Raw genomic sequence first — 25,358 nt, 5'->3', positions numbered from 1 at the left:
ATATGATAATATTTTTGAAAGTTAAAATTTGTTTGAAAATATTATTATATTTTTAAAAGAATAAAAATTATGGGTATGGTAGGTGAAAATTTTATGGGAGAAAAAACTAAAGTAGTAAATTTAAATCAATTAGAAGAGGGCATGAAAGTAGCTAATAACGTAGAACAAAATGGTACAATACTATTAAAAAAAGATATTTTAATAAGTAAGCAAATAATAAAAAAGATGCAAATGTTATTTTTTATAGGAACTATAGAAGTATATGATAGAAACATAGAAGAAAAACAAGTCAGTATAGAATTTAAGAAAAAAGAGCAGCTTAATAAAGTTGAAGAAGAATTTAAGGAACTGTCATTAAACTTGGAGAAAACCTTTAAACAACTAGTAAATGAAAATGGTATAGCTATCAATGAAATTAGAGAGTTTGCACAAAAAATTCAAAATGAACTTGTTCTAAAGAATATAGTTATAAAAAATATAGTTTTATATGGTAGCGGTTCAGATGTTATATATAGACATGGAGTAAATGTTGCAGCATTAAGTTCTCTTTTAGGAAGTTGGATTGGACTTGAAAAGTCAAAGTTGAATTTGCTTGTATATTCAGCAATTCTTCATGATTTTGGGAAAACAAAAATAGAACATAACGAATTACTTGAAAAAAAGTCACTTTTAACTCAAAATGAATTTAGTTTAATAAAAAAACACCCTACATTAGGATATAAAATTGTTAAAGAAATTGCATTTTTAGATAAAGCTGTTAGTTATGGAGTACTAATGCATCACGAAAGATTAGATGGATCGGGATACCCATTAGGATTAAAAGGAGAATCAATACATCCATTTGCTAAAATAATTGCTATAGCAGATGTATTTGATGCAATTAATTCAGAACGAGGATATAGAAGGAAAAAATTACCGTTCGAAGCGTTACAAATAGTCAAAAATGAAAGCTTAGGAAAATTAGATTATGAGTATGTAAAAATATTTTTAGAGCATATAGTAAGTTATTATACAGGAGAAGAGGTTTTACTAAATACAAATGAGAAGTGTAAGATAATACAAATGAATTTGAATAATTTGGAAAAACCACTAATATTAAAAGATGGAGAATTTATTGATTTGGAAAAAGAAAAAGATTTATATATTAAAGAAATGTTATTGTAAAGTTTATAAATCATAAAAAAGGATCAAAAAATTTCGGATGAGAATAATGGATTTGTAAGTATCCAAAAATTAAAAACATGAATGATAATTACGAAGATATTATGAAAATAGAAACCTTAAATGTAAAAAAACAGTAATAACATGCATTTAAGAAAAAATAAGTATACATACATATAAAAATTAATGCTAAATTAAAAAAAATAGGGGGAGTTATCTTAGAATTAATAGATTTTAAGATAATTTTTTTATTTTCAAGAAACTAATTTTTAAACAGTTTTATTATAAATAAATTTTTTATATTTGTTTACAAAAGTAGAGAATTTATTTTGAATTATATAATTTAAAATTATAATTAATTTAAAGAAAATAATTAATATCTATAATATATTATGGATATTAATAGTTGAAGTAGAAAGAGGAGATATTTATGAATAAAGATAGTATGGTTCCAAAAGTATTTTCGGAGCTGAATTCTAATATACAAGAGATAAAAAAATATATTTCTCAAGACAATTATAAAAAGGAAATGCTAAATAAGGTTGAACCCTATTTAAACAAACAGCGAAAAAATGGTTATATAATAGGAGCAAAAAAATTAAAGCTTTATTATGAAAAATTCATTGTTAAAAATGCAAAAGCTAATATAGTTATTTGTCATGGAATGGGAGAATTTACTGAAAAATATTATGAGTTGATTTATTATTTTATGAAAGAAGGATATTCTGTTTTTATTATTGAACACAGGGGTCATGGACGTTCTCAAAGGATTGGAATAGATGATTCTCAAATTAATGTTGAAAAATTTAATTATTATATTGAAGATTTTAAGAAATTTATAGATGAAATTGTTATTCCTGATAGTAATAATAAAAATTTATTATTATTTGCACATTCTATGGGAGGCGGAATCGGAACTGTTTTTTTAGAGGAATATACCAATTATTTTAAAGCTGCTGTATTAAGTTCACCAATGCATGAAATAAATACAGGGAAAACACCAAAGATTTTAGCAAGTATTATTTCTAATGGGATGAAACTATGTGGAAAGGGTATAATGTATCTTCCAGGACAAAAACCATATACAGGAGAAAAAATTTTCCCTAGCAGAACTACTAGTTGTAAAGAAAAATACGAATATATGCACGAGAAGATTAAAAATAATAATGCATATCATAGTGGGGGATCCTCTGCTCTATGGTATATTGAAAGCTCAAAAGCTACTAGAAAACTTGTAAAAAAAGAAAATGCTTCAAAAGTAAAAATACCAATATTATTATTTCAAGCCGAATATGATACTCATGTTGTTCCAAAAGGACAGAATAAGTTTGCATCATATGCTAAGAATTGTAAGGTAATTCGTGTAAAAGGAGCTAAGCATGAAGCTTACTTTGAAAAGGATGAAATATCATTTGATTTTCTTGATAAGGTAATCTTATTTTATGAAAATAACTTGAAATAATAATTTTAATGCACAATGTATTGTACATTGTGCATTAATACAAGTATTTTCATTGTAATATATGTATTATCTCAGAAATTGATTAAGTATGTCTTTAGTAGATGGTTTAGAGGCATCAATAATACCTTTATATTGTTTTAATTTTTTATACTCCTCTGATGTTAGTTTTTCATTAGATTTTTTCTTTTCTATTAAACACTTGAAATCTTCATATTTTTCATTTCCAAGTTTTGCTTTAATAATACAATCTATGAGTGAATGTAGAGTTTTATCTTGTTCCGGTGAAAACTTTTGATTTTTATCTTTACATTTTCTTAATTCCACTAAGTCTCTTTTTTGATCAGATGAAAGATATTGCATATTCTCTTCACTAAATACATTAAAACCTTTATGTTTATCTTTTTTATCATCTTCACTTTTCTCCATATTATCATTATGAGCATAAAAAGTTGAAGCCATTAAGTCATTATTAGAATAATAACTTGTATCAGCCATTATTGTTTTGGAAATGGTTGAAAGGCAACCAACAAAAACTAAAGAAGTTATTATATATTTTATTTTTCTTTTATTCATTTTCATACCTCCGTACATATATAATTTCAATAATTAGTATGTGACAAAAATAAAGAAAATATTATTTTTTTTATTTATATAAATTTATAATATGCATTTTAAAGTATTTAAAACTCTTATATAATTATAGATTATATATGTAAAGTTTTAGAAGGTAATTTTAAATATGAGTAGGTAGTAATAAGATTAATGGTGCATAAGTTAATAATAAGAAAAAATTATATTTGAAAAGTTTAAATTTATAGACAGACATTGAATAGCTAAAGGGAAATTATGGAATAATAATGGTATAATGTATAGATAACAGAAGGGGAAGAATTTATAAGGCTTTATGTCATATTCGTTATCTATAGCAAAAGGTTTAATATAACTAACAAAGGGGTAATAATATAATGAATTTATTAGATAATGATTATAATAATTATACTGGCAAGCTAGGAATTGAATATTCTAAAGATAGTACCAAATTTGTGTTGTGGGCACCTAATGCAAATAATGTGAGATTAGCTTTATTTGGGAAAAATGGGGAGAACTATACAAATGCTCCGGAAGAAATATTAGATATGAATAGGGGCTTGCAAGGAACTTGGAATTTAGAAGTTAAGAAAGATCTGAAGGGTGAATTTTATAATTATTTAGTCACTAATAGTGGAAATGAAAGAGAAGTAACAGATCCTTATGCTAAAGCACTTGGTGTTAACGGAAATAGAGGGATGGTAATTAATCTTATAGAAACCGATCCTATAGATTTTAACAAAGATGAAAGACCAGAATTAATTAGTGCTACGGGAGCTATAATATATGAAGTTCATGTAAGAGATTTTTCAATAAATGAAAATTCAGGAGTTGAATTAGAGAGAAGAGGAAAGTTTGTTGCATTTTGTGAACATGGAACTAGTATTCCAGGGCAATATACTAAAACTGGCATTGATTATTTAAATTATTTAGGAGTAACACATGTTCATTTACTCCCTTCTTTTGACTATGAGACTGTTGACGAAAGTAGACCTGATATGCCACAATATAATTGGGGATATGATCCTAAAAATTATTTTTCACCTGAAGGATCTTACTCAACCAATCCCTTTAGTGGAGAAAAAAGGATTAATGAATTTAAGGAAATGGTTAAAAGCCTTCATAAATCAGGTATACGAGTTGTTATGGATATGGTTTATAACCATACATATAAAACTTATGATTCAAATCTAAATTTAGCAGTACCTGGATATTATTATCGACAAGACTTTAATGGTAATTTTTCAAATGGTTCAGGATGTGGTAATGAATTAGCTTCAGAAAGATATATGGTAAGAAAGCTTATTGTTGATTCAGTAATTTATTGGGCTAAAGAATATCATATAGATGGATTTAGATTTGACTTAATGGGACTTCATGACATTGAAACTATAAAACAAATTAGAATGGAATTAGATAAAATTGATACGTCTATACTTGTGTATGGTGAGGGATGGGCTGGTGGATGGACACCCCTTCGGGGAGAAGATTCAGCAATAAAAGAAAACATAGTGAAATTTGATAAAATGCAAATTGCAGCGTTTAGCGATGATACTAGAGATTCTGTTAAAGGGCATGTATTTAATATAAAGGAAAGAGGCTATGTGAATGGTAGGACAGGTCTTGAAGAAAGTATTAAGTTTTGCATAGTTGGAGCCATTGGAAAAGAAGGCATTAATTATGATAAAGTATTATATTCACGCTGGGCATGGGCAAATGAACCGTATCAATGCATAAATTATATTTCGGCACATGATAATTATACATTATGGGATAAGTTATATATGTCAAATGAAGATTCATCTCTAGAAAAGCGTAAGAATATGAATAAATTAGCAGCAGCTATAGTTTTAACATCTCAAGGAATACCATTTTTTCAAGCTGGAGAAGAATTTTTAAGAACTAAAAAAAATGATGATGGAAGTTTTAATCATGATAGCTATAATGCTCCGGATAGAGTAAATAATTTAGAATGGAGCAGAGTTTACGAGTATAAAGATATTGTTAATTATTATAGAGGATTAATTAAATTAAGAAAAAAATACAAAGCTTTTAGAATGAATTCAAGTGAGGAAATTAAAAAAAACTTGACATTCTTAGAGTATGGAGAAAGTTTTTACAAACAAAACGTTGTTGCATATAAAATAGAAGATAACAGTGGAAAGAATTTATGTAATACTATAGTAGTAATATTAAATCCAAATGATGAAGAAGCATTCATAGACTTAAGACAATGTGGCTGGAGTGTTCTTGTTAATAAGGAAAGAGCTGGAGTAGATGAAATTTATGCTATAGCAGGTAATAATATAACTGTTCCTTCAAAGTGTGCATATGTTTTAATTAAAAAATGATTTTAATGGAAGGTTTTTGGTGATATAAATGGAAAAAGAAAAATATTTAGTATTTTTAAATGATATTAATAAAGATAAACCAAATGAATTTAAAAAAATAAATATGAAAGAATGTCCCTTTTGTAATAGAGAGAAGCTTACAGATATTATTGATGAAGAGGGACCCTTTGTATTACTTAAAAATAAGTATCCAACAATAAAAGATACCTATCAATTGGTTCTTATAGAAACATATAGTTGCGATAATGATATGGGACAATATTCTTCAGACTATATGGAAGACTTAATAAGGTTTGGTGTTAAACATTGGTTAAAGATAGAAGAAAGTGGAGAGTATAAGTCAGTTCTATTTTATAAAAATCATGGACCTAATTCTGGGGGGAGTTTAAAGCATTCTCACATGCAAATTGTAGGACTTGATGATATTGATTATAAATTAAAAATAAAAGATGAGTATTTTGAAGGAATAGAAGTTCATAAAAGCGATAATTGTTTAGTGAATTTATCTCATAGACCTTTTAGTGGATTTACTGAGTTTAATATAATTATTAATGATGATTTATATGCACTTGATGAACTTTCCAATAACCTTAGAAAGATAGTTCATTATCTCTTAAACAATTATTTCGTAAAATGTGATAGCTTTAATATATTCTTTTATCATTTAAATGGAAAGATTATATGTAAATCTATGCCAAGATTTCATAGCTCACCATTGTTTCTTGGGTATGGAATAAAGCAAATATCAAGTTGTGAAAGAGAAATAGTTGATAAATTAAAATCGATGTATTTTCAATAGTATATGATTGTGCACCAGAACTTGAGGTTTATCCTTAAGGTGATTTATATTCAAACGATTATAAATGTGAGATTTGGATTCCTATTAAGAAGTAAAAGGGATGGATGCCCTGGTACTACCATATATTGTTTATCAATCGCAAAAGGCAGCAATGCCTTTTTTCTTTTTCTTAAGATTGATGATAAAAGCCATTTTAGTATATGATATCAATCTTTGTACTACTCCTATTTATTATAACTGAAGTTATATATTTAAATGAATTTTCAATTAATACTTATATATTTAAATAAATTTTTAATTAACACTTATATATTTAAGGTTATTTGCAAATAATTAAATTATATATAAACATCAGACTAGGTATTCATTTAGGGTACAAATATTAAGGGGTGATAAATTGGATAATAATGAAATTCAAATTGAAAAAATTAAACCAAAGAGAAAAATCAAACCACCAGCAATTCCAATAAAAATAATTCCATTAGGTGGGCTTGAGGAAATAGGAAAGAATATTACTGCCTTTGAATATAAGGATGAAATAGTAGTTATAGATTGTGGTTTGGCATTTCCAGATGAAGATCTTTATGGAATTGATCTTGTAATTCCAGATGTAACATATTTAATAAAAAATAAAGATAAGGTAAAGGGCTTTTTTATTACCCATGGACATGAAGATCATATAGGTGCATTACCATATGTATTAAAACAAATTAATGCTCCTATATATGGCACAAAACTTACACTTGGGTTAATTGAAATTAAATTAAAAGAACATAATATTCTTAATGATTGTTCATTGAATATTATTGAACCAGGTGAGTTAATAAAATTAAATGAAATTAATATTGAATTTATTAGAAATAATCATAGTATACCAGATAGCTGTTCAATTGCATTACATACACCTGTAGGAGTTATTGTTCACACTGGGGACTTTAAAGTTGATTTTACACCAGTTGATGAAAAAGTTATGGATTTACAAAGATATGCGGAGTTGGGTAAGAGAGGTGTATTGCTTTTAATGGCAGAAAGCACTAATTGCCTTCATAAAGGTTTTACAATGTCAGAAAAAACAGTAGGTGAAACATTAGACAATCTTTTTAGTAAAGCAACCGGTAGGGTTATAGTATCTACATTTGCATCAAATGTTCATAGGTTACAGCAAATTAGCAATTCTTCCATTAAAAATAATAGAAAGATTGCTTTTAGTGGTCGAAGTATGGAGAAAATATCAGAAGTTGCTATAAATCTTGGATATTTATTTATTCCAGAAGATATGATAATAAGCTTAGATGAAATTAAAAATTATCCGCATGATAAGATAACTATTGTTACTACTGGAAGTCAAGGCGAATCAATGGCAGCACTTACAAGGATAGCTGCATCAACTCACAGACAGATACAAATAGAAGACGGAGATACGGTCATTATCTCAGCAACTCCGATACCAGGTAATGAAAAAGCAGTATCAAATGTAATAAATGATTTAATAGAGAAGGGTGCTAATGTAATTTATAAAGCAATAGAAGATATACATGTTTCAGGGCATGCTTGCGAACAAGAGCTTAGATTGATTCAAGCTTTATTAAAGCCTAAGTTTTTTATACCTATTCATGGTGAGTATAAGCATTTAAGTAACCATGTTAAAATTGCACAAAGTATGGGAGTAGATAAATCTAATACATTTATTTTAAGAACTGGAGATGTTTTTGAATTATCTAGAAACAAAGGTACAGTAACAGGAAAAGTGCCTTTTGGAAGAGTGCTTATAGATGGCATGGGTGTTGGTGATGTTGGTAGTATGGTACTCAGAGATAGAAAAAACTTGGCTGAAAATGGAATTATAACAGTAGTTATAGCTATAGATAGAAGAAATAAAATTATAACATCAGGACCAGATATAGTTTCAAGAGGTTTTGTATATGTTAGAAATTCTGAAGAATTAATTGATGAAGTTAGAAGTGTAGTTATTAATATTGTAGAAAAGTGTTTAGAAAATAATATAACTCAATGGGCAGAAATAAAAAATAGTATAAGAAGAGAAGTAGATAATTTTGTTTATACAAAAATGAAGAGAAAACCTATGATTTTACCAGTAATTGTTGAAGTATAATAAGTAATTCTAAAAATAATAAGCCACCTATTTCTAGTAGAAGTTTGTTTTGCGAAAAATTCACTAGAAAAGGTTTTGATGTTGCATAAAGACAAAATATTTATAGTATAATATTTGAAACTCCAATCAATAACATTTTATTTGGTTGGAGTTTTATAAATTGTAATATAGATGTTTTTAAGTGATATTATGTATATAAAATATTGTAAAGATACCCCTTGGTTTTTCAAGAAAATTTTAACTTTAATAATTAGTCACAGTAACAAAATATTCCTTAGAGCATATCTTTCTAATATATTAGTCTGAAACTTTCGGAGTACATCAAAAGTGCTTAAATTACTTTTAAATCTATATTTTATTAAAAGTAATAAAATATAGATAATAAGGGCACTATATATTTGTATGGTTATTGCGTTAAGGGTTCTTCCGACCCATTTTTTAATGGTCAGATGTTGTTTTATCCATTTAAAGAATAACTCAATATCCCAACGCTTTTTATAGAGAGATACTATGTCTTCAGCTGGCATATCGAATATGTTAGTAACTAAACGGAATTCTTCGTCGGAGTCCTTAGTAAAATATAGAATCTCTCTATATTTATATTTAGTTTTATTTTTACTATAATCAGACCCCATTGTAACAATATAATCATATAGATTATCTACTCCAGTATAAATGGATAAATACTCCTCCGTAACAGAGTTGCTTTGTTGTCTTGTGATAAATTTATAATTATCATGACTCATCTCATCATACCAAGAGTACTTAAAATATCCCTTATCAAATAAATATATATTTTTATCCGAATTAACATAGCCGTCAATACAACTACGTTCTCCTACTTTAGCAGGGCGGATGCTAATTTTATCAGGTAACTTAGTTCCAAATGATAAAAGAGTACTAATTCTAATAGCAGATTTTTCATCTTCATAATAGAGTTCAGGGGCTAAGCCCTTACCTATACTAACTACTGATGAATCTATTATTTTAATATCTTTAAAGTTTTTTATTTTAACTGAAGAATTCATTTCTTTATCAGCTTTTACCAATAATTCTTCGAAAACATTTCTAAATAAATCTGATGACTTACTCTTATTTAATCTAGATATTTGGGAATAACTTGGCATGTTGAAATCCTTACTTATCTTCGATGAATTTTTATATTTAGCATTAATATCTCTTAAGCCATCACAGCCGGAGATTTGTAAAAACAACATTGTTAGAATATGATCCCGACCTGTATAACACTTTGAGTATTTATATTCATTATTCGCTTTTCTTAATTTTCTTCCAATATTCCCATCAATAAGTTTAATTAATTTTCTAAACACACTTCTATTTGCAAGTTTATCCATAATCAAAAACAACCTCCATTCTTATAATTGAAGGTTGTCCTTGATACTCAATAATTATTCATTGAAAATTGTTGCTTTATGCAACACTAAAACTAGAAAAGGTGGTTTTGTTTATTTAAATTATTATTATTTTTAGTTATACTAAAATTTATCTTGACTCTGACCTAAGGGATGAGTTTATAATGAGTTAAAAGGAAGTTAAAATGTAATATAGTTTTATTTAATTATTTGGATGATGCTAAGTTAAAGTAAAAAATTATATATTTAGGCATAAAAAAATTGTTGTTTTTAAATATGCGTTAATGAAGAGAGGATTGAATTATATGAAAAAGATACCATTTTCACCACCTGATATAACAGAAGAAGAAATAGAGGCAGTAGCTAATGTGTTAAGGTCAGGATGGATCACTTCAGGACCACAACTTACAAAGTTTGAAGAAGAAATAGAAGAGTACTTAAAAGTTAATAAAGCATTAGCATTAAATAGTGCTACAGCTGCAATGGAGTTAGTACTTAAGGTATTTGATATAAAAGAGGGCGATGAGATTATATCTACTCCATACACTTATACAGCAACTTCAAGTGTTGCAGTACATAGGGGAATTAAACCTATATATGTAGATGTTAAGAAAGATACTTTTGAAATGGATATAGATAAGGTTGCAGAAAAGATTACAGATAAGACTAAAGTAATTATGCCAGTAGATATTGCAGGTGTACCATTTGATTATGATGCATTAAAGAAAGTTTTAAAGGATAAAAATAGGGAAGATATTATAATTCTTTGTGATTCAGCCCATGCTTTTGGAGCTAAATACAAAGGAGAGCCTGTTGGTTCTCAATGTGACTTCCATTCATTTTCATTCCATGCAGTTAAGAATTTAACTACAGGAGAAGGTGGAGCAGTCACTTTTAATGATAATAATTTTAGAGGACATGAAAATTTACTTCAATATATGAGATTTACTGCTATGCATGGTCAATCAAAGGATGCGTTAAGTAAACTTAAAGCAGGAGCTTGGGAATATGATATTATAAACGATGGACTTAAGTGCAATATGACAGATATTAGTGCTGCAATTGGATTAGTTCAGCTTAAGAGATATGAAGGAATGCTTGAAAAGAGAAGACAAATATTCAAGACATACACAGATATATTATCTAAAGAAGACTTCTCAATAATTCCAGTTACTAAAGATGATAATGGAACTGAAACATCATATCATTTATATCTTTATAGAATTAAAGGATTTAATGAAGAAAAGAGAAATGCAGCTATTCAAAAGTTAGCTGAAATGGGAATAGCAACAAATGTTCATTATAAACCTCTTCCAATGCTAACACTTTATAAGAATCTTGGATATGATATTAAAGATTATCCAAATGCTTATGCCCAATATGAAAATGAAATCACATTACCTGTATATACTACATTGTCTTTAGAAGATGCAGAATATATAGCTAAAGAAACAGTTAAAGTAATTAAAGAATTATTATAATAGTAGCTTGTTCAATTTATAATAAAAGCAGTAGGTTAAAATTTTTACCTGCTGCTTTTATTATATAACTTTATAATGTATGAATTCAGATTTTAATGTTAATAAATATAATTAAAGTCTATAAAATATAAGTTATATATATTATAATTTATATAGGTGGTGAACGGCGATGCAAGAAATAAGTACTATAGATGCAGAAGTTATTTTTAACAAAATAGAAGAAGAAGATAAGAAGGAAGCAGAAAAGCTTGACTACAGTTCAATAACTAATAATAGTATAACTCAATATAAAAGTGATTTGGCATTTATAACATTAATGGAAGGATTAGATCAAGGGCTGTATGTAATACCAAAGTATCAAAGAAAATTTATTTGGTTACAAGAGCAAGTTGAAAATTTAGCAGTATCTTTAATAAGAGGGTTACCAATTCCTCCTATATATGTATCAAGAAATGAAAAAAAACAAATGGAGATACTTGATGGGCAACAAAGAATGATAAGTTTATTTTTATATTATAAGGGCAAGTATATAAAGAATAGCTCAAATACATCAATTGAATTACAGGAGATAACATGTGATGAAAGTCTAACAGAAGATGGAACAGATTTCTTGAGTTTGATTGAAAAACTATGGAAGTTAAAAAATGTTACTTATGAATATAAATATATTGAAGATAATTCTGAAAAAGAGAAAGCAATTGATATAAGTTATAAAACGCTTCCTATTGAAATAAAAAGGACAGTAGATTTTACTACAATTTCAGTAGTGGAAATAAAAGTAGATGATGAAGAACATAAAAATAGAATATTATATAAAGTATTTGAAAATTTAAATAGTGGTGGAACTAAACTTACTAATCAAGAATTAAGAGATGGTATATACCAATGTGAATTTTATGAGATGTTACACACTATAAATAATACTAATATGAAGTGGAGGAATATTTATGGTCCTAAGCATAAGCATAGTAGAGATGTTGAACTTTTACTAAGATTTTCAGCAGTAGAATATTTCTTTAAATTAGAAGATAAAAAAATAAAAATAAATAATTATTTTGGATCGTATCCTAAATTGCTTAATGATTTTTCAGATAAAGCCATCAAATTTAATGAGGCAACTATTTTAAAGTACAAAAATAATATAGAAAAATTTATAAATAGAATTGAATTTAGTGGAAGAATACCTAACTTATTAATAGAGAGTTTATATCTAGCAAGTACTTATATAGATGGCGAATATAAAATACAGGATGATATTTGTAATTTAATACTAAAGAGTGACGAGTTTAAAGATGGAGCTTTAAGTTATTCAGCAAGTAAAGTAAATGTAAAAGAGAGGTTTAACTATGTCTATAGAGAATTATCAAAATATGTTGAAGGAAATAAGTAATAAGATTCTTAATAATAAACTCAAATATAAAAATACAATAATAATAGGAGACAATAGTAGTGGTAAATCAGAAGTATTAAAATCTTTATTTGAGTACAAAAAAGAAGGATATTATTTTATAGATTCTGTAAATAGAAGTTTTGATTTTACTAAAGTAAGTTCTTTAAAAGGATTAGAATTAGGAAGTTATAAAAAAGTTGTTGAACGAAGAGTAGATGATGAAAAAAATTTCAATTTAGAGGATAGTTTTGATGTATTCGGGGATGGTAATGGAGCTATAGAACAAATTTATTTTAATTATGATAAAAGAGTAAAATCGTTGTTTAAGGAATTACTTAATATAGATTTTGATATTGAAATGAAGAATAATCTTATTATAGGTAAAAAACCTTCTTTAAAAATTGGAAATGAGTTTGAAAAATTATCAAGCGGATTTCAAGCAATAATAAGAATTCTTTTAGAAATATGTTATTTTGAAGATTCTTTAGAAAAAGATATGAAAAATCCTATTGTAGTAATTGATGAAGTTAATGAATTTTTATCATCAAAGAATGAGGAAAAGATGTTACCATTTTTAAAGAAAAATTTTAAACAGATGAATTTTATAGTTACAACACACTCTCCAGACATAATAGCAAGTTCAGAGGAGTTTAATATAATAGCATTGAAGAATAATAATTATCAATGCTTAGATGGTAATGACTATAGAAGTGTAACGGATGTACGTGAAATATTTGCAGAAATATATGATATAAAAGTTGATGATAAAGCTGATGATATTGAATTTACATTAAGAAACTTACTTAATCTTAAAATTAGCAATGCATGGACAGATATAGAAGAACATAAGTTGAAGTTAATTAATGAAAATAGATTATCTAATGCACAAAAGTTATTATTAACGCAAATAAAAAGCTGGTGATTTTATGAGTGAAAATATACTTTTATTAGATATTCCTAATTTTAATCCAAAGTATGATAGTAAAGTTCATTATGCATATGAGGATAAACGTGGAAGTATAAATTTGAAAAAATTACTTATAGAGACTTCAAAAGGTTATTGTATGTATTGTTATAGTAGAATTTTAATTGATGAAAAAAATTCTGGTCATTTAGAACATTCAATTGAAAAGGCTAATTCTGATTTATTGAAAGAATGTATTAGTAATATTTCAATAACGTGTTCTAAGTGTAATCTATCTTTTAAACGAGTTGGTGAAAAAGATAGAAAATTGAGTAAAAGAACAATTAGTAAATTTAATAAAATGGTAAGCTGTGAAAAATCATGTATAAGTATTTGTGATGAATACAATACATTAAGAAAACAATATATAAGTAGAGTTGGTTCTGAAATAATATTGCAGCCTTTTGGCGTTAAAAACTCTAATACTAATATTGAATTAAGAATTCAGTATGATGTACTTAATCAAGAATTTATACCTAGCAATGATTATAAATATGACGATAATGAAAAAGAATTTATAAAAAAGCATATAAAAAGATTTAATTTAAATGATACTACATATAGAACTAAATCTATTATAAAACTTTGTGAAGATGTAATAAATTTTGAAAAACTTCCTAAAGTAGAAAGGTATGAAAATTTAATTGCTGATTTACTAATAGAGAAATTAGAAAAAGTTGAGTTAGATAAAGCTATAAAGATATGTGTAATAATTTATGAACAAGCTATAATAAAAAATAAGAATTAACTAAATAAGATTCATTTAAGAATAAAGATAGTAACATATACAAGGTGAGAAAATAAACTTTATGTAATAAAAATATTTAATTACATAAAGTTTATTTTATTATTTAAATAGAATTTTTGAAAATAAGTGTTGACCCTGCCCTAGGGGAAGGGATTAAAATTGGTTTAATGGGAGGGATAATTTTGAAGATAGGTGAATTTGCTAAAATATCAGGAGTAACGATAAAAACATTACTTCATTATGATAAAATCGGATTACTTAAACCTTGTGAAAAAACAGAATCTGGATATAGAATTTATTGTGAAGATGACTTCTTGAAACTTCAACAGATTACGACTTTAAAATTTATTGGTTTATCATTAAATGAAATAAGCCATATTCTACATGAGAGTGGAGAAAACTTGGAAAGTATGATAAATATTCAAAAGAAGGCTTTAGAAGAAAAGAAAAAGCATATTGATGCTGTTATAGATGTTTTTAATAAAGCTAAAAATACAGCAAAGAAAAACGGTTTTTTAGATGCTAATAATTTAATTGATATTATAAAGATAACTAATATGGAAAGTATAGTTAGGGAACAATATAAAAGTGATAAGAATCTTAACATTAGGAGTAATCTCCATAGTTATAATATAAATAAGGTAGATTTTGATAACTGGTGTTTTGATCAAATGAATTTTCCTAAGAACGCAAAAATATTAGAACTTGGATGTGGAACAGGAAAACTTTGGTTTAAGAATAAAGAACGTATAGATAAAAATTTAGATATTACTTTATCAGATTTTTCAAAAAGCATGCTTAAGATTGCGAAGGACAAATTAAAAGACATAGATTATGACTTTAAATATGAAGAGATAAATATTGAGAATATTCCATATGAAGATGAAAGTTTTGATATTGTAATTGCAGAGCATATGATTTATTTTGCGCCAGATATAGAAAAAGCTTTATGTGAAATAAAGAGAGTTTTAATTCCTGGTGGAATACTTTATGTAAGTGCTAATTCATGTGAAACTATGACAGAATTAAATAAACTTGCGGAAAAATTTGATTCTAGTCTTGGAATTGACAATAATGGTTATTCATGTAGGTTTGAATTAGAAAATGGAGATGTAATTCTTAAAAAATATTTTAATAAAGTTGATGTAGAAATATTAGAAGGAAAAATCATAGTAAACGATGCAAAGCCAGTAGTTTCTTATAAAGCTTCAACAATCCAAGGTAGTTCAATACTTGTTGGAGAAAAGAAAAAAGAGTTTACAAAGTATTTAGAAGGCTATATCAAAAAAAATGGGAATATATCAATAACTACAAAGACCTGTATGTTTAAAGCCAGAAAATAAAAATACAATAAGCTATATATGTTTAGTATGCAAGTATTTTTATCAAATTATATTAGCTATTTCAGTAATATTTATAAAAAATATAATTTAAGCTTGAATAAGAAGAATATATGTATGATATAATTACTTTAAATATAAAATAATATAAGAATTTTAAATTAGAAAGGTACATATATGAAAGAAACAATAATTACAGTAAAAAAAGAATTTGTTAATAAATATAAAAAAGGATATCCATTAATTCTAGAAGAAGCTTTGGAGAATACAAAAGCTTTAAAAGAAGAAGGGCAAATTATAACCCTTATAGATGAGAAAAAGGCTTTTTTAGGAAAAGGATATTATGGAAAGCAAAATAAAGGTTGCGGTTGGATTTTAAGTAACAGTAAAAATAGTAATCCAGATGATAAGTTTTTTTATGATAAGCTTAGAAATGCATTTTCTAAAAGAATGAAATTTTATAAATCAAGAGATACTAATGCATTTAGAGTATTTAATGGTGAAGGTGATGGAATAGGTGGTCTTACTATAGACTATTTTGATGAATATTATCTTATAACTTGGTATAGCAAAGGTATGTATGAATTCAAAGATAGCATACTTAAAGCTATAAAATCATTGGTATCTTTTTATGGTATATATGAAAAAAAGAGATTTGATGAAAATGGTATGGTTTTAGATGAAGACAGTTATGTATGTGGGAAGAAAGCACCAGCCCCTCTTATAGTTAAAGAAAACAACGTTAATTTTGCAATTTATTTAAATGATGGTGCAATGGTTGGAGTATTTTTAGATCAAAAAGAAGTAAGAAAATCTATTAAAGATAAGTATTCTAATAATAAGAGAGTGCTAAATACTTTCTCTTATACAGGAGCATTTTCTATGGCAGCTGCAAAAGGTGGTGCCATTACTACAAGTGTTGACTTAGCAAGCAGAAGTTTAGAAAAAACAACTGAAAACTTTACTATAAATAATATTAATGCAACAAAGCATGACATAATCGTCGAAGATATCTTCCTTTATTTCAAACGTGCGAAGAAAGAAGAATTAAAATTTGATGTGGTTATTCTTGATCCGCCAAGTTTTGCAACATCTAAAGATAATAGATTTAGTGCAGCAAAAGATTATAAGGATTTGGTTAAGTCAGCAATATATATAACTGAAGATCAAGGAATAATTGTGGCTTCTACAAATTGTGCTACTTTTAATATGATTAAATTTAAAAAGTTTATAGATGAAGCATTTAAAGAATGTGATAAGAACTATGAAATTTTAGAAGAACATACTCTTCCTGAAGATTTTGCAGTTACTGATAAATTCCCAGAAGGAGATTATTTAAAAGTTGTTTTTGTAAGAATGTCTTAATAGAAAACATAAAGTTTAAAGATTATAAAAAATTTTAATAGCATTCAATCAATATAAGATTGGGTGCTATTTGTTTATCTTTAAATTTCATGATAAAAACTATATTGAAGCCTTTAATTAAATTCAAAAAAATATAAAATTTATTTTTTATTGTCAGATTTAAAAACAAAGTCACGAACTATATTATATAAAAACAAAATTCACTTTTGCAAAAGGTTGAAACTTTTTTTAAAGCCATAGTTTAAGAACAATCAGATAAAATAAATGACATTATAGGAGGAATTATTATGAAAAGAAAAATAGCGTCAGTATTATTAGCAGGTGCAGTTTTAAGTGTAGGGGGAGGTGTGTATGCACATGCTGAAACTACTCCAGTTGCATATGTTAGTGTAGATATTAATCCAAGCGTTGAATTAGGTGTGAATGCTTTTGATGAAGTAGTTTCTATTGAAGCCTACAATGAAGATGGAGAAAAAGTATTAGATGGCACTGATTTAATAAATACTGATATTGGTGATGCGGTTAACACGTTAATTTCAAATGCAGTTTCTGAAGGATACATAAGTGAAGATGGAACATCTACAATTGAAATTACTACAACTACAGATAAAGAAGATGTGGCAGCAGAATTAGATGAATCTTTAAATGAAGTTGCAGATGAAGCATTAAATGATAATGATATAGAAGCAACAGTAGAAACAGAAAATGTTGCTCTTGCAAGAAGAGATGAAGCAAGAGAGCTTGGAATAACTCCTGGAAAGCTAAATCTTATTCAAAAGCTTCAGGCTTTAGATCCAACAATAGCTGTAGAAGATTATAAAGATAGTTCTGTAAAAGAAATTCAAAAGAAAGCTAAAGAATTAAGAAAAGTGGACAAGAGTGAAGAAACAACAACTACTACTGACAGCAATACAACTACTGATGTAAATGCAGAAAGTGATGTAGATACAGAAAGTGATGTAGATACAGAAAGTGATGTAAATACAGAAACTAATAATGAAGATGAAATTACTGAAGAAAAAGCTAACAATGCTTCTACTACTAATGGAAATGCTGTGAAAGAAGAAAAGAGCAACTCAAACAGTAAAGTAGAAGATAATACTGCTATAAATGATAAAGAAAAAAGCAATATAGCTAAATCAGAAAAACAAAACAATGGTAACAATTCAAATTCACAAAATAATAGTGATTCAGGCCAACAAAATAAGAATAACAATAAGGAAAAAAACAAAAATAACTAAATATCATAAAAATGATGAGCTAATATTAAATTCAATATTAGCTCATCATTTTTTTTAGTTCTCACTATAATATCTATATTTCTAAAGATAATTTCGTACATTAAAAACTTCACCATTTTTAATATACACTCTAGGAATTCTATATTTAAGCATGCAAAGTATTTCATAATTAATTGTTCCTACAATTTGCGCAATATCATCTGCATTGAATTTTAAATTTCCTTGTTCTCCAAGAAGGATAACTTCATCTCCAACTTTTACATCACCAATGTCTGTTACATCTATCATGCATTGATCCATGCAGATTCTTCCAACAACAGGAGCAAACTTTCCATTTATAATTACTTTAGCATCTTTAGCTAATAATCTAGAATAACCGTCTGCATAACCTATAGGAAGGGTTGCAATTAAGCTTTTTCTTTCAGTCTTGAAAGTTCTGCCATAACTTATATACATATCTTCATCCATTTCTTGAACACGAGTTATACTTGCTTTTAATGTTAGTGCTGGTTTTAGAGATAGATTATTTTTATTAACTTCATCTGATGGATAATAACCATAAAGTATAATTCCAGCTCGCACAGCATCTAAATAAGTTTCCGGCATGTCCATAATTGCACCACTGTTTGATACATGTTTTAAAGGTATTTCTATTCCTAGAGATGAGAGCTTTGCAGTGAAATCTGTAAACTTTTTTAATTGCTCAGTAGTATATTTCTTATCCTCTTCATCTGACGTTGAGAAATGAGTGAAAATACCCAGTACATCTAATCCTTCTAAAGAACATATTTCAGAAACATGTTGAATAGATTTTTCATTTGGAAGAAAGCCTATTCTCCCCATCCCAGTATCTATTGCAATATGAATTTTAGCTTTTCTATTAATACTTAAAGCTATATGTGATAATTCTTTTGCATATTCTAAGTCATAAACAGTTTGTTCTAAATCATATTTTATTAATTCTTCACCTAAATATAATGGCGTATAGCCAAGTATCATTAATGGAGCTTCAATAGAATTATTTCTAAGTTCAATTCCTTCAGTTAAGACTGCTACAGCAAGTCTTGAAGCGCCATTTTCAAGCAATGTTGGAACTACATCTAATGATCCGTGGCCATAGCAATCAGCTTTAACCACTGCAATTACATCTTTATCTTTAACTAAACTTTTTATATTTTTCATATTATAAGCTATTGCATCTAAATCTATTTCTGCATATACAGGTCTAAGTAATTTCTCCATTTTTTACGCCTCACAATTATTATTTCAATTAAGATTTGAGTGTTATCTCAATAATTCTACACTAATATAAGTATTATGCACAATTCTTTATTATTAAAACAATTTTAGGAACATGAAAATAAATAACAAGTCAAAAGTTGCCATTAATATTTTTTTGATTGTGCCTTATATAGTAAAAAGTTATTACAATATATTATACATTGTAATAAAGTTATTAAAATGTATAAAGAGCCACTAATGTTTGAATTTATATATATTGTGGTTCTATATTCTAATTAACAATGCACAGTTAATGCCATTTAGGCACCCCTTTGACAATAAATGATGAATTAATAATACAGATTAGTAATGTTACAGTTCATAAATTTTAAGAAATATAAGTAAATATAATTGACATCATATGTGATATTTTTATAAATGCTATTTAAAAAAATTTATTCTAAAAGTGAGAAACATGTAATAGATATTAATTTTTAAAAATTAAAGGAAGAATTGATTTTTTATAGAATAAATAATATAGAATAATTGTTGGAATTTTCTAAAAAAACTGAAAAATAGATAGAGCGATTGATATAATGTAGTTTCTATTATCATTATATGGTTAAAAGATAAATTAAAATTAGGATAATTTAGAAATCTTGGCTCTGGAGAGCCTTGATATATTGTGGGCAAGAAAAACAATTATGTAATATAGGAAGGTGAATAATCATGCTAAGTCAAGATGAAATAAAAAAATTAGATAATATTTTAGTTTCATATGATTACAACAAGACATTAATTATTACTATTATGCAGGAGGTTCAAAAAGAATATAGGTATTTGCCACAAAATGTACTAGCTTATATTGCTGATAAACTTGGTATTAGTGAAGCTAAAGTATATGGTATAGCTACTTTTTATGAAAACTTTTCTTTAGAACCAAAAGGAAAATATGTAATAAAGATTTGTGATGGAACTGCTTGTCATGTAAGAAAGTCTATCCCCATTTTGAATGAATTTAGAAATAAACTAGGGCTTTCTGAAACTAAAGTTACAACTGATGATATGATTTTTACAGTAGAAACAGTATCTTGTTTAGGTGCATGTGGGCTAGCTCCAGTTTGTACCGTAAATGATAAAGTACATCCAGCAATGACACCAGCAAAAGCAAACGATTTAATTAATCAGTTAAAGGAGGAGATAGCTAATGAGAATTAACACAAGAGACGAACTTAATGCAGTGAAAGCACTAAACAAAGCATCTCTAAGTAGCCAATATAAGCAAATATTAGTATGTGCAGGAACTGGCTGTGTAGCAGGTGGCTCTTTAGATATTTATAAAAGACTCCAAGAAATAATTAAAGAAAGAGGACTTAAACTTACAGTGGTACTACAAGAAGAACCTCATGATCAAACGATTGGTTTGAAGAAGAGCGGATGTCATGGTTTTTGCGAGATGGGTCCTTTACTAAGAATTGATCCTATTGGTTGGTTATATATAAAAGTTAAGGTTACAGATTGTGAAGAAATTGTTGAAAAAAGTATTATTGGAGATGAAGTGGTAGAGCGTTTGATTTATAAAGATGAAAATCAAAGCTATAGTAAACAGGAAGAAATTCCATTTTACGAAAAACAGACACGTGTAGCGTTACAACATTGTGGGCAAATTAATGCAGAATCTATTGAAGAATACTTGGCGGAAAATGGTTATAATGCTGTTGCTAAGGCACTTTTTGATATGACATCAGAAGATATTGTAAATGAAATATCAGAAGCATATTTAAGAGGAAGAGGTGGCGGAGGATTCCACACTGGAACAAAATGGGCACAAGTATTAAAACAAGCAGAAACCGAAAAATATATAATATGTAACGGTGATGAGGGTGATCCGGGTGCATTTATGGATAGAAGTATGATGGAAGGAGATCCACATAGAGTAATTGAAGGTATGATTATTGCAGGTATTGCGACTAAGGCACACCATGGATATATCTATGTTCGTGCTGAATATCCCCTAGCAGTTGAAAGGTTAAAAATAGCTATAGAACAAGCTATGGAGAAGGGACTTTTGGGAAAAAATATATTAAATTCAGGTTTTGATTTTGATCTTCATATAAGTCAAGGAGCGGGAGCTTTTGTATGTGGTGAAGGTAGTGCATTAACAGCATCTATAGAGGGAAATCGCGGTATGCCTAGGGTTAAGCCACCAAGAACTGTAGAAAAAGGTTTGTTCGGTAAACCAACAGTATTAAATAATGTTGAAACATTTTGTAATGTTCCACCAATTATCAATAAAGGTGCACAGTGGTATAAGACTATGGGAACAGAAAAAAACTATGGAACCAAAGCATTTGCACTTACTGGTAATGTAAATAATACAGGACTTATAGAAGTACCTATGGGAACAACATTAAGAAAAGTAATTTTTGATATTGGTGGCGGAATTAAAGATGGAAACTTCAAAGCCGTTCAAATCGGTGGACCGTCTGGAGGATGTCTTTGTCTTCATGAAGGTCATCTAGATTTGACTATGGATTTTGATTCTTTAAAGAAGGTTGGTGCTATGATTGGTAGTGGTGGTTTAGTTGTTATGAATGACAAAAACTGCATGGTGGAAATGGCACGTTTCTTTATGAATTTTACTCAAAATGAATCTTGTGGTAAATGCATACCATGTAGAGAAGGTACAAAGAGAATGCTAGAATTACTCAATGACATAGTAGAAGGCAGAGGTACATTAGAACATATAGATATGTTAGAAGAGTTGTCTGAAACAATTTCTGCTACTGCTCTTTGTGGACTTGGAAAAACTGCTGCGTTTCCAGTTATAAGTACTTTAAAATATTTTAGAAATGAATATATCGCCCATGTTGTAGATAAAAAGTGTCCAGCAGGCACATGTAAAGCTTTAATGTCTTATGAAATCGACAAGGATAAGTGTAAAGGTTGTTCAAAATGCGCGAGAATGTGCCCGGTACAAGCTATTTCAGGAGAAATAAAGAAACCTTATACAATTGATAAAGCAAAATGTATTAAATGTGGTGCTTGTATGGATGGCTGCGCATTTAAGGCAATTGAACTTATTTAAGGCACAATCAAAAAAATAACAAGTCCATCTGCTAGCCTATTTTCCATCATCCTTCGTCGGCAGATTGTACTAATAGGTTCGCTATGAGCACAATCCACCTCCTTGCCTGATGAAAAATATGCATGGCATTTTGGACTTGCTATTTTCTCTCATGTACCTAATTAAGAAAAAATATTATGAAATACTGAAAGGGTGATATAAAACCATGTCAAAATATATGATAATTGATGACAACAGGGTAGAATTTGATAATGAAAAAAATATTTTGGATTTAGTAAGAAAAGCAGGTATAGACTTACCTACCTTTTGTTATTATTCAGATTTATCCATTTATGGCGCTTGTAGAATGTGTGTTGTAGAGGATGAAAGAGGAGGTATTATAGCTTCTTGCTCTACACCACCTAGAGATAAGATGTCAATTAAGACAAATACACCAAAACTTCATCAACATCGTAAGATGATTTTAGAATTGTTGTTGGCAGCACATTGCAGAGATTGTACAATATGTGAGAAGAATGGTAAATGTACACTTCAAAAGTTAGCATTGAGATTCGGATTGAAAGATATACGATTTAAAAACACAAGTAGCAAAGTAAGCATAGATACGTCATCTAAGTCAATTGTTCGTGATCCTAGTAAATGCATTCTATGTGGTGATTGCGTAAGAATGTGTAATGAAGTACAAAATGTAGGTGCAATCGATTTTGCATACAGAGGGGCTAATATGATTGTAAGTCCTGCATTTGGGAAATCTTTGGGAGAAACAGACTGTGTAAACTGCGGACAATGTGCGACTGTATGTCCTACAGGTGCAATAATTATAAAAAGTGATCTCAAGAATATTTGGAAAGCTTTGTATAATCCAAAACAAAGAGTTGTAGCACAAGTTGCACCAGCAGTACGTGTAGCCTTGGGTGAAGAATTTGGTATGAAACCAGGTGAAAATGTAATGGGCAAAATTGCTGCAGCTATGAGAAGGTTAGGATTCGATGATATTTATGATACTTCTTTAACTGCTGATTTAACAATTATTGAAGAAACTAAGGAATTTTTAGAAAAATTAGAAGCAGGAGATAACAATCTTCCTTTGTTTACTTCATGTTGTCCAGGGTGGATTCGATATGCAGAAACAAAACATCCAGAATTGATGCCAAACATTTCAACTTGTAAATCTCCAATGCAAATGTTTGGAGCTGTCATTAAGGAACATTTCAAGGATAAGGATGTTTCAGATGATAGAGAACTAATATCTGTTGCTGTTATGCCATGTACGGCTAAGAAAGCAGAAGCAGCTAGAGAGGAATTTGTTAGAGATGGTATAAGTGATATTGATTATGTAATTACTACAACAGAATTGTGCGCCATGATTAAGGAAATTGGTATTAAGTTTGATGAATTGGAAGCAGAATCTTCAGATATGCCATTCTCTCTACATTCAGGTGCAGGTGTAATATTTGGCGTTACAGGTGGCGTAACAGAGGCTGTCATTCGTGGGGTTGTTGAAAATAAAACGGCAAAGGCTTTAAAGGAGATAGAGTTCATTGGTGTTCGTGGTATGGAAGGTGTAAAAGCATTTGAATTACCAGTGGGGGATATAACCCTTCGCATCGGAGTTGTCAGTGGACTTGGTCATGCAGAAATATTGATTGAGAAAATTAAAAGTGGTGAGGAACATTTTGATTTTGTAGAGGTTATGGCTTGTCCTGGTGGCTGTGTATCTGGAGCAGGACAACCGTTTGGTTTAAGAGAAGCGAATAAAGAAAGAGCAAAAGGTTTATATAAAGCTGATAAGATTACACAACTTAAACGAAGTCAAGAAAATCCTATGATTATGTCTTTATATAATGGATTATTGAAAGATCGAGAAAAAGAATTATTACATGTTCATTATGCTCATAAGGAAGAATAGAAATATTATTAAAAGCAGTAAATTAAATATGGGCTATATTTTGTAAGGTAAATTAAAATAAAGAAAAACTACACTTTAACAAACTTAAGTGTAGTTTTCTTTATTCACGTTAGAAAGTAATATTATAGTTGAATTGTTTTAGGCTCAGCACTGCCAAAAGAATTAAATACGGCAATAGCATCAGTAAGATAAAATACCTCAAAGACATCATCATCAGAAGTATACATATTCTTTAGATTTGGAATCGCATTAAGCATAGCCTCTTTAGTCTCATGACGAGAATCCATAACGGCAGTTCCACTTAAACGAATCCATTCTCCTTTAGGTGATGTTATGGAAGATAAATATGATTTATTTGGAAAATGTCCGTTTGCAACGGCACAAAAAGTTATTTCAGGAAAATGGGCAGTGATGATTTTACATAATTTAAGTTTGGGAACTCTTCGTTTTGGAGAACTGCAAAGATTGTTACCAGATTTAACTCAATCAACACTAACAAAGCAACTTCGTAGTTTAGAAGGACATGGTCTAGTAAAACGTTATGTTTTTCCACAAGTGCCTCCTAAAGTAGAATATTCGCTAACAGACATCGGTAAAGAATTTCAAATTGTATTAGATAGTATTTCAGTTTGGGGAGAAAAATATATTGAGTATATGAAAATAGCAGAAGTTACTCAAAAATAGGGAATTAGATTCTAGAAGGCATAAAATATTATAGTATAAGGACATTAGAAAAAAATAAAATATTAAGGTTACGCAGTCAT

Annotated in this window: 19 protein-coding genes and 2 pseudogenes; 17 read left to right on the top strand and 4 right to left on the bottom strand. The window is 28.2% G+C overall.

Annotated elements, in window-relative coordinates; translation table 11 throughout:
* Positions 1-93 precede the first annotated feature (93 nt).
* Both DIC82_00520 and DIC82_00515 read left to right on the top strand, forming a co-directional pair.
* Positions 94-1,164 (top strand): HD family phosphohydrolase, encoded by a 1,071-nt coding sequence (locus tag DIC82_00520; GenBank protein ID AWK49664.1) that lies wholly within the window; start codon positions 94-96, stop codon positions 1,162-1,164.
* A 427-nt stretch (positions 1,165-1,591) separates the two neighbouring features.
* Entirely contained in the window at positions 1,592-2,623 is a 1,032-nt protein-coding gene (locus DIC82_00515) for a lysophospholipase (GenBank protein AWK49663.1), read from the top strand.
* Positions 2,624-2,689: 66 nt separating this feature from the next.
* On the opposite strand, the gene DIC82_00510 is transcribed toward DIC82_00515, so the two are convergent.
* Entirely contained in the window at positions 2,690-3,196 is a 507-nt protein-coding gene (locus DIC82_00510) for a hypothetical protein (protein ID AWK49662.1), read from the bottom strand.
* Positions 3,197-3,588: 392 nt separating this feature from the next.
* Between DIC82_00510 and pulA the strand changes: the two genes are divergently transcribed.
* From pulA to DIC82_00490, 4 genes and pseudogenes are all read left to right on the top strand, one after another.
* Entirely contained in the window at positions 3,589-5,562 is a 1,974-nt protein-coding gene (gene pulA / locus DIC82_00505) for a type I pullulanase (protein ID AWK49661.1), read from the top strand.
* Between the two features lie 28 nt (positions 5,563-5,590).
* Positions 5,591-6,361: a DUF4931 domain-containing protein gene (locus tag DIC82_00500; GenBank protein ID AWK49660.1), complete on the top strand. Its 771-nt coding sequence runs from the start codon at positions 5,591-5,593 to the stop codon at positions 6,359-6,361.
* A 2-nt stretch (positions 6,362-6,363) separates the two neighbouring features.
* Positions 6,364-6,456 (top strand): annotated as a pseudogene (locus DIC82_00495) (AraC family transcriptional regulator).
* A 302-nt stretch (positions 6,457-6,758) separates the two neighbouring features.
* Entirely contained in the window at positions 6,759-8,474 is a 1,716-nt protein-coding gene (locus DIC82_00490; GenBank protein ID AWK49659.1) for a ribonuclease J, read from the top strand.
* Positions 8,475-8,728: 254 nt separating this feature from the next.
* Here DIC82_00490 and DIC82_00485 read toward each other — a convergent pair whose 3' ends face one another.
* A complete protein-coding gene (locus DIC82_00485) occupies positions 8,729-9,829 on the bottom strand; it encodes an IS4 family transposase (protein AWK49658.1) in 1,101 nt (366 codons plus the stop codon).
* A gap of 323 nt (positions 9,830-10,152) precedes the next feature.
* On the opposite strand from DIC82_00485, the gene DIC82_00480 reads away from it, so the two are divergent.
* The 7 genes from DIC82_00480 to DIC82_00450 all read left to right on the top strand — a co-directional run bounded on the left by DIC82_00480 (position 10,153) and on the right by DIC82_00450 (position 18,376).
* Positions 10,153-11,328 carry a capsular biosynthesis protein gene (locus DIC82_00480; GenBank protein ID AWK49657.1) on the top strand — a complete coding sequence of 392 codons (1,176 nt, stop codon included), beginning with the start codon at positions 10,153-10,155 and terminating at the stop codon, positions 11,326-11,328.
* 169 nt (positions 11,329-11,497) lie between these two features.
* Positions 11,498-12,718, top strand: a complete 1,221-nt coding sequence (locus tag DIC82_00475; protein AWK49656.1) for a hypothetical protein — start codon at positions 11,498-11,500, stop codon at positions 12,716-12,718.
* On the top strand, positions 12,675-13,640 hold the full coding sequence (locus tag DIC82_00470; GenBank protein AWK49655.1) for a hypothetical protein: 966 nt from the start codon (positions 12,675-12,677) through the stop codon (positions 13,638-13,640). The genes DIC82_00475 and DIC82_00470 overlap by 44 nt, the downstream gene beginning before the upstream one ends.
* 4 nt (positions 13,641-13,644) lie before the next feature.
* Entirely contained in the window at positions 13,645-14,430 is a 786-nt protein-coding gene (locus tag DIC82_00465; protein AWK49654.1) for a hypothetical protein, read from the top strand.
* A gap of 167 nt (positions 14,431-14,597) precedes the next feature.
* A complete protein-coding gene (locus DIC82_00460) occupies positions 14,598-15,773 on the top strand; it encodes a methyltransferase type 11 (protein ID AWK49653.1) in 1,176 nt (391 codons plus the stop codon).
* A 174-nt stretch (positions 15,774-15,947) separates the two neighbouring features.
* Positions 15,948-17,135: an RlmI/RlmK family 23S rRNA methyltransferase gene (locus tag DIC82_00455; GenBank protein ID AWK49652.1), complete on the top strand. Its 1,188-nt coding sequence runs from the start codon at positions 15,948-15,950 to the stop codon at positions 17,133-17,135.
* A 287-nt stretch (positions 17,136-17,422) separates the two neighbouring features.
* Positions 17,423-18,376, top strand: coding sequence for a hypothetical protein (locus tag DIC82_00450; protein AWK49651.1), 954 nt, complete (start codon positions 17,423-17,425; stop codon positions 18,374-18,376).
* 81 nt (positions 18,377-18,457) lie between these two features.
* Here DIC82_00450 and alr read toward each other — a convergent pair whose 3' ends face one another.
* Entirely contained in the window at positions 18,458-19,618 is a 1,161-nt protein-coding gene (gene alr / locus DIC82_00445; GenBank protein ID AWK49650.1) for an alanine racemase, read from the bottom strand.
* A gap of 708 nt (positions 19,619-20,326) precedes the next feature.
* Between alr and DIC82_00440 the strand changes: the two genes are divergently transcribed.
* From DIC82_00440 to DIC82_00430, 3 genes are all read left to right on the top strand, one after another.
* A complete protein-coding gene (locus DIC82_00440; protein ID AWK49649.1) occupies positions 20,327-20,815 on the top strand; it encodes an NAD(P)H-dependent oxidoreductase subunit E in 489 nt (162 codons plus the stop codon).
* The gene (locus DIC82_00435) at positions 20,805-22,685 is read left to right on the top strand and encodes an NADH-quinone oxidoreductase subunit NuoF (protein AWK49648.1); all 1,881 of its coding nucleotides are present in this window, start codon (positions 20,805-20,807) and stop codon (positions 22,683-22,685) included. Before DIC82_00440 ends, DIC82_00435 begins: the two co-directional genes overlap by 11 nt.
* 205 nt (positions 22,686-22,890) lie before the next feature.
* A complete protein-coding gene (locus tag DIC82_00430) occupies positions 22,891-24,594 on the top strand; it encodes a ferredoxin (GenBank protein AWK49647.1) in 1,704 nt (567 codons plus the stop codon).
* A 122-nt stretch (positions 24,595-24,716) separates the two neighbouring features.
* Here DIC82_00430 and DIC82_00425 read toward each other — a convergent pair.
* Positions 24,717-24,938 (bottom strand): annotated as a pseudogene (locus DIC82_00425) (pyridoxamine 5-phosphate oxidase).
* Between DIC82_00425 and DIC82_00420 the strand changes: the two are divergent.
* Positions 24,928-25,278 (top strand): transcriptional regulator, encoded by a 351-nt coding sequence (locus DIC82_00420; protein ID AWK49646.1) that lies wholly within the window; start codon positions 24,928-24,930, stop codon positions 25,276-25,278. The pseudogene DIC82_00425 and the gene DIC82_00420 overlap by 11 nt on opposite strands.
* The last annotated feature ends 80 nt before the right edge of the window (positions 25,279-25,358 follow it).

The sequence above is a fragment of the Clostridium beijerinckii genome (genome assembly GCA_003129525.1).
In the GTDB taxonomy this organism is placed as follows: domain Bacteria; phylum Bacillota; class Clostridia; order Clostridiales; family Clostridiaceae; genus Clostridium; species Clostridium beijerinckii_D.
Note: the sequence above shows the minus strand (reverse complement) of the source record. Positions and strands in the feature narration are given on the sequence as shown.